Genomic DNA, 7,357 nt, shown 5'->3' on the forward strand with positions numbered 1-7,357 from the left:
GTCCCGGCCGGTGGACTGGGCCGGGATCACCGGGGCCGGTGTGCGGTTGCGGGGCAGGGCCCGCTGGGTGAGGGCGTGTGCGGTCAGGACGCGGCGGCTGCGGCCCAGCCGGGGCGGCAGCACCAGGTAGACCAGCCGGACGAGCCGCGGGTAGTGCTCGACGAGCGCGGCCTCGGCCTGCTCGACGTCGACGACCGGGCCGGCGGGGGAGGAGGGTGCGGGGCGCTGGGCGACATCCTGTGACTGCACGTTCAGCAGAACGAGCGAATCGTTGGTTGGTCACCTGGCCGCGGGGAGTCACGCCCCCGGGTGCTCCCCGGGTTCCACGAGCAGCCGGGCGTAGTTCGCCATGGACCGCTGGTAGCGCGGCAGATGCGGGGCCAGGGCGCCCAGGGCCAGTGCGAGTGCCTCCCGGTCACGGCCGAGGCTCGACAGGCACAGCGCGAGGCAGGCGCGTACCGGGTCGTCCAGCTCGTCGGACGGGGCGACCAGCTCGGGCGTCAGCAGCGCGACGCCCTCTTCGGCGCGGCCGGTGTTCCGCAGCGAGCTGGCCAGCTGGATCTTCGTCCGGCGGGCCTTGTAGGGGCTGACGTCGGCGAGGCCGTTCGCCAGCGCCTCCCGGTACAGGGGGACCGCCTTGTCGGAGTGGCCGGTGGAGTCCCAGGCGCAGGCCTGCTCGAACGGGCCCAGCGGACTGCCGTCGGGCAGCTCGGCGACGAGCGCGTCGACGTCGGCGCGGAAGCGGGCCTCGTCCTCCTCCGTCTCGGCGTAGTCGTCGAAACGGTCCCACAGGGCGGCCACACGATCTTCCCAGTCCTGATCCACCGGACCACCCTCGCACAGGAGTGCACACCGGGGCAGCGGGATTTTGAGCACGGCGGGCTCCGCAGCCGTATCGAGGGCGAGAGCCTCTTGCCGGGGCTCGGTGCGGCATGCGTCCGGATCGTGCCGTGACAAGGACCGTGCCGACAAGGACCGGAGGAACAGATGAGGGTGACCCGACCGATGCTCGCGCTGAGCGGCGCGGTGGCGATACTGGCGCTGGCCGGCTGCGGCGGATCCGGCGACAAGGACGAGGCGGCCGTTCCGAAGGAAGTGAGCGGCAGCCTGGAGCACATCGCCGCCGAGGCCGACTGCAAGCCGAACATGCAGACCGACGCGGACACCATCCGCCAGGCGCTGTGCAAGAAGGGCAAGGAGAAGTACGTCCTCGCGACCTTCTCAACGGACCGCGGCCAGCGCGAGTGGCTGAACAGCGCCAAGGACTACGGCGGTTACTACCTGGTCGGCCGCAAGTGGGTCGCCGTGGGCCAGCAGAAGACGGTCACGGCGCTGCAGGGCACCCTCGGCGGGACCATGGAGGAAGGCTCCGAGCACATGAACCCCGGCGGCAGCCACAACAAGGGCGGTCACGGCGGCGGCAGCAGCCACCACGGCTGATCGCCCCGGGCCGGAAAAGCCGAAAGCCGGCGGTGGAAACTTCCACCGCCGGCTTTCGGCTGTCACCGGACCAGGACTACTGGCAGTCCTCGCCGTTGTTGATGCACTGGACCATCTCGTTCATCACGTTCTCGTCGAAGAAGTTGATGAAGTCGTTGTGGTCGGTGATCGCCTTGTGCAGCTGCTCCGGGAAGGAGTCCACCGCGAAGGCGTTCTGCACCTGGCCGTTGTTGATCTGCGGCGCCTGGACGTCGTAGACCAGTCGGACCTGGAGCTGGGGGATGGCCTTGAAGCCGTTCGAGCAGCTGCCGTCCGCCTCGACGAAGTCGACGTGGGTGCGGTGGTTGGCGCTGTCGATGTTCTGGCCGTCCCAGCAGCTCTGGAAGTTGGACGTCCGGACCACGGAGCTGCCCTCGGGGCAGAGCGGGTACTTGTCCGTCACCTGGCGGTCCTCGAAGCCGGTGCAGCTCCACGAGGTGTTGGCGTTGTTCAGGCCGTTGGTGAGGGACTTGGCGTCACCGGTGATGATGCGCAGGGCCTTCGGCATCGCGACGACGTCGCTGGTGCGGTTGCCGACGAACTTCAGCTGCGCCTCGGCCGGCTCGACGATCTTGCCGACGTTGCCGTCCTGGCCACCGCCCGGCTGACCCGCGTCGATGTCGTCCGAACCGTCCTGGATCCGCAGGACCGGCCAGAAGTACGAGGACTTGTCGCCCTGGTTCTGGCAGGTCGTCTCGGCGTTCGCCAGGTCCTCGTCGCTCGCGAAGGCGTTGTTGCTCTGGTTGCCGACGTAGTCGTGCTGGTGCTGCGCGCCGTTGGAGACACCCGGCGCCACGATCACGTTGTCCGAGTTGCGGTTCTCGTTCTCGTTGGTGCCGCAGTTCGTGGTGAACGTGCCCGTGGAACCGCCGTCGCCGTTCGCGGCGAGGCCGTTCGGCAGGTTGCGGGAGTTGGGCTGGACGTCCTCGATGTTGATGAAGTCGTCCGCCACCGGCCCGTTGTCGGCCTGCCCGCCGTTGCCGCCCTGGCCCTGCCCGTTGTCCTGGCCGCCGTTGTCCTGACCCTGGTCCTGACCGCCGTCGTTCTGACCGCCGTCGTTGTTCTGACCGTCGTTGTTCTGGCCGTCGTTGTTCTGGCCGCCCCCGGCCTGGCCGTCGTTGGTGTTGGCCTCGGCGGCCATGCCCTTGCACTCGGCGAGCTGCTCGAGATTGCCCGGCGCCTGTCCGCCCACCCGCCGGATGTTGATGCCGATCCGGTCGATGACCGCGACGCGCTTCGACTTCAGCGGGCCGAGGATGGCGTTGTTGACGAAGCCCGCGTCACCGGCCTGGGCCTGACGCGTGGAGGCGAGACGGGTGTAGGCCTCGCTGATCTGCTTGTCGAGGTTGGCCAGCTCCTTGTCCACCCCCTGGCGAGCACCGTCCGGCACGTCGGTCAGCTTCTGACCTACGTCCGGGCACTGGATCGTGGCGATCTGTGCGCCCGCGGACTTCGTCTGGTTCGCCGAGTTCTCCTCGTGCGCCGAGGCGTAGAAGTTTGCCCAGATCAGCCCGCCCCCACCGAGCGCTAGGGCCGCCGATGCGGCAATGGCCTTGGTGGCCAGCGGCGTACGGCGTTTTCTTGTGTTGCGTCCCATGGAACTCCTCTGACTTCCTTTTTCGGGGGCATCGAGGCGCCCGACAGGAGTGAAGCGGCTCCCTTCCATACGGAGGGCGTCCCACAGGTGTTCAGAGGTCCCGGAAATTGATGCGAGATTCGTGAGGGCTCTGTGCTTTCAACAGCCCCTTTGGCACCGGAAGTTGTGGATCGTCCACGGTGGGTGAAGCGGCTCGTCCGGTTTCACCGGCCGTGGTCGAGATACGCCAGAACCGCCAGCACGCGACGGTTGTCGTCGTCCGAGACCTCCAGCCCCAGTTTGGCGAAGATGTTGGCGGTGTGCTTGGCGATCGCCCGTTCCGTCACGACCAGCTTCCCGGCGATCGCCACGTTGGACCGGCCCTGCGCCATCAGCTCCAGCACCTCCCGCTCCCGGGGCGTCAGCCGCGCCAGCGGCCGGTCGTCGCCCGAACGGCGGGCCAGCAGCTGCTGGATGACCTGCGGGTCCATCGCCGTACCTCCGGCGGCGACCCGCCGTACCGCGTCCACGAACTGCTCGGCGTCGAACACCCGGTCCTTCAGCAGGTAGCCGACCCCGCCGGTGCCGTCGGCGAGCAGCTCGCGCGCGTACAGCTGCTCCACGTGCTGGGAGAGCACCAGCACCGGCAGACCCGGCCGCTTCCTGCGGGCGTCGAGCGCGCACTGCAAACCCTCGTCGGTGTGTGTCGGCGGCAGGCGTACGTCGACCACGGCGATGTCGGGGTCGAGTTCGGCCAGCGCGGCGGCCAGTTCGGGCCCGGTCTCGACGGCCGCCGCGATCTCGAAGCCGTGCGCCTGCAGCAGCCGGACGAGTCCGTCGCGCAGCAGGAAGAGGTCTTCGGCCAGGACTACGCGCAAGGGATCTCCACGGTGACCATGGTGGGGCCGCCCGCGGGGCTGCTGACGGCCAGGACGCCGTCGAATGTACCCAGTCGCCGCTCGACCCCGGCCAGCCCCGAACCGGCCCCGATCACCGCACCGCCCTTGCCGTTGTCCGTGACGGTCGCCCGCAGCATGCCGTCCGCCCGGTGCAGGTCCACCCAGATCCGGTCGGCGCCCGAGTGCTTCACGGCGTTGGCCAGCACCTCGCTCACGGCGAAGTACGCGGCCGACTCCACGGGCGCCTCGGCCCGCCCGGGCAGATCCACGCTCACCTCGGTGGCCACCGGGAGCCGCAGCGCCAGCGCCCGCACGGCGTCGCCCAGGCCGCGTTCGGCGAGGACCGGCGGATGGATGCCGCGCACCAGCTCGCGCAGCTCGGTCAGGGCCTCGACCGAGGACTTGCGGGTCTGCGCGATCAGCTTCTTCGCCTGCTCCGGGTCCTTGTCGAGGAGCGCCTCGATGGTGCCGAGGTCCATGCCGACCGCGACCAGCCGGGCCTGCGCTCCGTCGTGCAGGTCCCGCTCGATGCGGCGCAGTTCGGCCGCGGAGGCGTCGACGGCGTCGCGCCGCGTCTCGGTCAGCACCCGCACCCGCTCGGCCAGTTCGCCCTGGTTGCCGCCGAGCACGGCCCGGGTGAGCCGGAAGTGGGCGCCCAGCAGACGGGGGGTCCAGAAGTGCGCGAGGAACAGCAGTACCAGACCCAGGGCCGCCGCACCGAACGCGGACGCCTGCCCGGTGACCGGCAAGAACCCGTACCAGTAGCCGTCCGGGAAGACCCGCCACAGCCCGAGCGCGAGCGCGAACCCCTCCAGCGGGTAGAGCAGCAGCACCGCCGGCAGCAGCGCGGTGACGAACCCCGCGGTCATGTCGACCGGCAGCCACCGCAGATCCCGCCAGGTCGCCGGGTCGCGCAGCATCCCGAAGGTGCGCGCCCAGGGGTTGGCGTCCTTCGGCAGCGGCCGGTACGCCGGGGGGATCCGCACCCCGCCCCACTCCGCCGCGAGCACCCGCCGCGCGTTGGCGAACGCCCGCACCCCGGTCAGCACGTACGGCGTGGTGACGATCCCGACCCCGATGGGGATGAGCGCGATCGAGACCAGGGACAGGCAGAAGCACAGCACCGCCCCCGGCAGGGATACGAGGGCCAGCGCGAGCCCCCGCACCGCCGCGAGCCCGATGCCCCGCCCTGTCGTCCGCCCGCTGCCGTTCTTCGTGTCCATGGTCATGGCGTCAGTCTCGCCGAGCGGACGTGCCCGGTCACGGGGCCGGACACCCGGTCCGGGGGTGGTGCTACGTACACCTGAGGGGCGAACGCGCCGTGTTCACGCGCCGGTTCCGGCCGCGAGCACCTTCGCCTCCACCTCCGGGTCGAGGCCCTTGCGCGTCCGGTCCGGGCGCTGGGGTGCGACACCGCCGATGCCGCACAGCCAGTTCCAGGTGTCGGCCACGGTCTCCTCGACGGGCCGGCAGACCAGGCCGGTCCCGACCGCCCGGGAGACGTCCGCGCTGTGCAGGGCGTCGTGCAGGTCGCTGCCCGGCGGCACCCACACCGGCAACTGGGTCCACGGCTCGATGCCGGCCTCCAGGATCACCCCGGGCTCGGTCCAGCGGAGTTCGGCCGCACCGCCCGTGACCCGTGCGCACGCGTCGAGGAACGTCCCCATCGTGGCGTGCCCCTGCGGACTCATCAGGTTGTACGGCCCGCTCAGCTCCCGCTCCACCGCGCCGAGGATCCACTCCGACAGGTCTCGGACGTCGACGTACTGCAGGGGGAGGTCCCGCGGGCCGGGCGCCAGGACCGGGCCGCCGCGGGCCATCCGGGTCAGCCACCACGGGAGACGGCCGACGTTCTCGTACGGACCGAGGAGCAGCCCGGCCCGGACGAGCAGCGAGCGGTCCGCGCCGAAGGACTCGACGGCGGCCAGCTCGCCGCCCTGCTTGTCCCGGGCGTAGTCGGTCTGCTCCGCGCCGGCCGACGCACCCTCCACCAGGGGCGCGTCCTCGTCGTACCCGGCGGGCGGGGCCCACGCGTACACCGAGCAGCTCGACACGTACACGTACCGGCCGGCGCGGCCCCGCAGCAGCCGCGCCGTGTCCAGCACCGCGCGGGGCGCCGCCGACCAGGTGTCCACGACGGCGTCCCACTCGCCCGGGTCGTCGGCCAGGGCGGCCAGACCGCCGGGCGCGGTCCGGTCACCGAGCAGCGACCGGACGCCCGGCGGGGCCTCGTGCCGGCCCCGGTGGAAGACGGTCACCTCCCAGCCCCGCCCCAGCGCCGCCTCCACGACGGCCCGCCCGACGAACTCCGTGCCACCCAGCATCAGAAGCCTCATGCCGGTGACTCTGCCCGGTCGGGTGAGGCGACGGAACGGGGATCTGCTGTCAGCAGAGATGGAGCACTGTGGTCGCCCGCGCGCGTCAATGTCCCGTCGGGGGCACGTACTTGTAGCCCACGCGGCGCACCGTGCGGATCGTGTCGCGGTGCTCCACGCCCAGCTTGCGGCGCAGGCGGGCGATGTGGACGTCGACCGTGCGGCCGTCACCGACGTGTCCGTAGCCCCACACCGTGCCGACCAGCTGGTCGCGCGTGTGCACCCGGCCCGGGTGCGCCACCAGATGTGCCAGCAGCTCGAACTCCAGGTAGGTGAGGTCCAGCGGCTGCCCGGCCACCCGGGCGGTGCGCTGCACGGTGTCGATCCGGATCACCGGCTCGCCGCCCGGCTCGGCGACGGGCTCCGGGCCGGCGGCCTGCGGCAGGTCGGGCACAGCCACCGGGAACGGCGGCTGCTGGTCGGCCGGGACGAGCACCAGGTAGCCGATCATCGGCGGCTGCCCCGGCAGCGTGGGCAGGGTGTGCTGCGGTGCCGGCAGCCAGGTGGCACCCGGCGGCAGCAGGTCCGCGACCGTGACCACCTCGTCCCGGTCGACGGCACGCAGCCGATGCCGGGGGCCGTGCGGAGCGGGGGTGGTGAGAGGGGCGGCGGTGGACAGGGAACGAGTGGTCGCCATGAGAGGTCAGCTCTTTCGCGCGAGGAGTTCGTCGGGGAGGTCGACGGCCGCGATTCGTGGTCGGGCTCGCCGAGGGACGTACGCGGTGCGCGCTGGCCGAAGGCCGGGGTGTACGGCTTTAGAGGGCCGGCGCGTTCATCGCGCGGCAACACACCCGGTCGAAGTCGTGGTCCTGGCGGGACGGCCAGAAGGGCTCGAGGTCATGACGACCCGTCACGATGCACTTCCGGTAGCTGGCCATGACCCCATTGAAGCAGAGCTGATCCCCCACCGGGACCCTCCTCTCACTGCTTGGAGCCGGCTTCGCCGCGATGGGCGTGCTCGAACTCGTCGTCCACGGACGGGACATCGCGCAGGCGGTAGGCGTGGAGTACACGCCGTCGGACGCCCT

8 protein-coding genes and 1 pseudogene are annotated in these 7,357 nt (G+C 71.3%); 1 reads left to right on the plus strand and 8 read right to left on the minus strand.

The genetic code is table 11. The features are described 5' to 3' along the window. Positions 1-249 (minus strand): annotated as a pseudogene (locus ABT116_RS37330) (hypothetical protein); the annotation flags it as partial. Between the two features lie 48 nt (positions 250-297). Next, a complete protein-coding gene (locus ABT116_RS37335; protein ID WP_351643499.1) occupies positions 298-825 on the minus strand; it encodes a tetratricopeptide repeat protein in 528 nt (175 codons plus the stop codon). Between the two features lie 162 nt (positions 826-987). On the opposite strand from ABT116_RS37335, the gene ABT116_RS37340 reads away from it, so the two are divergent. After that, positions 988-1,440 (plus strand): hypothetical protein, encoded by a 453-nt coding sequence (locus tag ABT116_RS37340; protein ID WP_351643502.1) that lies wholly within the window; start codon positions 988-990, stop codon positions 1,438-1,440. Positions 1,441-1,516: 76 nt separating this feature from the next. Here ABT116_RS37340 and ABT116_RS37345 read toward each other — a convergent pair whose 3' ends face one another. The 6 genes from ABT116_RS37345 to ABT116_RS37370 all read right to left on the minus strand — a co-directional run bounded on the left by ABT116_RS37345 (position 1,517) and on the right by ABT116_RS37370 (position 7,207). Beyond that, a complete protein-coding gene (locus ABT116_RS37345; protein WP_351643504.1) occupies positions 1,517-3,076 on the minus strand; it encodes a DUF1996 domain-containing protein in 1,560 nt (519 codons plus the stop codon). A gap of 203 nt (positions 3,077-3,279) precedes the next feature. Further along, the gene (locus tag ABT116_RS37350; protein ID WP_351643508.1) at positions 3,280-3,933 is read right to left on the minus strand and encodes a LuxR C-terminal-related transcriptional regulator; all 654 of its coding nucleotides are present in this window, start codon (positions 3,931-3,933) and stop codon (positions 3,280-3,282) included. Further along, on the minus strand, positions 3,924-5,183 hold the full coding sequence (locus ABT116_RS37355; RefSeq protein WP_351643510.1) for a sensor histidine kinase: 1,260 nt from the start codon (positions 5,181-5,183) through the stop codon (positions 3,924-3,926). Before ABT116_RS37355 ends, ABT116_RS37350 begins: the two co-directional genes overlap by 10 nt. A 96-nt stretch (positions 5,184-5,279) precedes the next feature. Continuing rightward, the gene (locus tag ABT116_RS37360; protein ID WP_351643512.1) at positions 5,280-6,290 is read right to left on the minus strand and encodes an SDR family oxidoreductase; all 1,011 of its coding nucleotides are present in this window, start codon (positions 6,288-6,290) and stop codon (positions 5,280-5,282) included. 85 nt (positions 6,291-6,375) lie between these two features. Beyond that, on the minus strand, positions 6,376-6,966 hold the full coding sequence (locus tag ABT116_RS37365) for a winged helix-turn-helix domain-containing protein (protein ID WP_351643515.1): 591 nt from the start codon (positions 6,964-6,966) through the stop codon (positions 6,376-6,378). A 118-nt stretch (positions 6,967-7,084) separates the two neighbouring features. After that, a complete protein-coding gene (locus ABT116_RS37370) occupies positions 7,085-7,207 on the minus strand; it encodes a hypothetical protein (protein ID WP_351643518.1) in 123 nt (40 codons plus the stop codon). Between the last annotated feature and the right edge of the window lie 150 nt (positions 7,208-7,357).

This window comes from Streptomyces sp. NPDC002130, assembly GCF_040296465.1.
In the GTDB taxonomy this organism is placed as follows: Bacteria; Actinomycetota; Actinomycetes; order Streptomycetales; family Streptomycetaceae; genus Streptomyces.

What these genes read in the sequence shown, in the direction of transcription:
- ABT116_RS37340 (WP_351643502.1), top strand. Translation starts at nt 988, where the DNA reads ATGAGGGTGACCCGACCGATGCTCGCGCTGAGCGGCGCGGTGGCGATA.
- ABT116_RS37345 (WP_351643504.1), bottom strand. Translation starts at nt 3,076, where the DNA reads ATGGGACGCAACACAAGAAAACGCCGTACGCCGCTGGCCACCAAGGCC.
- ABT116_RS37355 (WP_351643510.1), bottom strand. Translation starts at nt 5,183, where the DNA reads ATGACCATGGACACGAAGAACGGCAGCGGGCGGACGACAGGGCGGGGC.
- ABT116_RS37360 (WP_351643512.1), bottom strand. Translation starts at nt 6,290, where the DNA reads ATGAGGCTTCTGATGCTGGGTGGCACGGAGTTCGTCGGGCGGGCCGTC.
- ABT116_RS37365 (WP_351643515.1), bottom strand. Translation starts at nt 6,966, where the DNA reads ATGGCGACCACTCGTTCCCTGTCCACCGCCGCCCCTCTCACCACCCCC.
- ABT116_RS37370 (WP_351643518.1), bottom strand. Translation starts at nt 7,207, where the DNA reads ATGGCCAGCTACCGGAAGTGCATCGTGACGGGTCGTCATGACCTCGAG.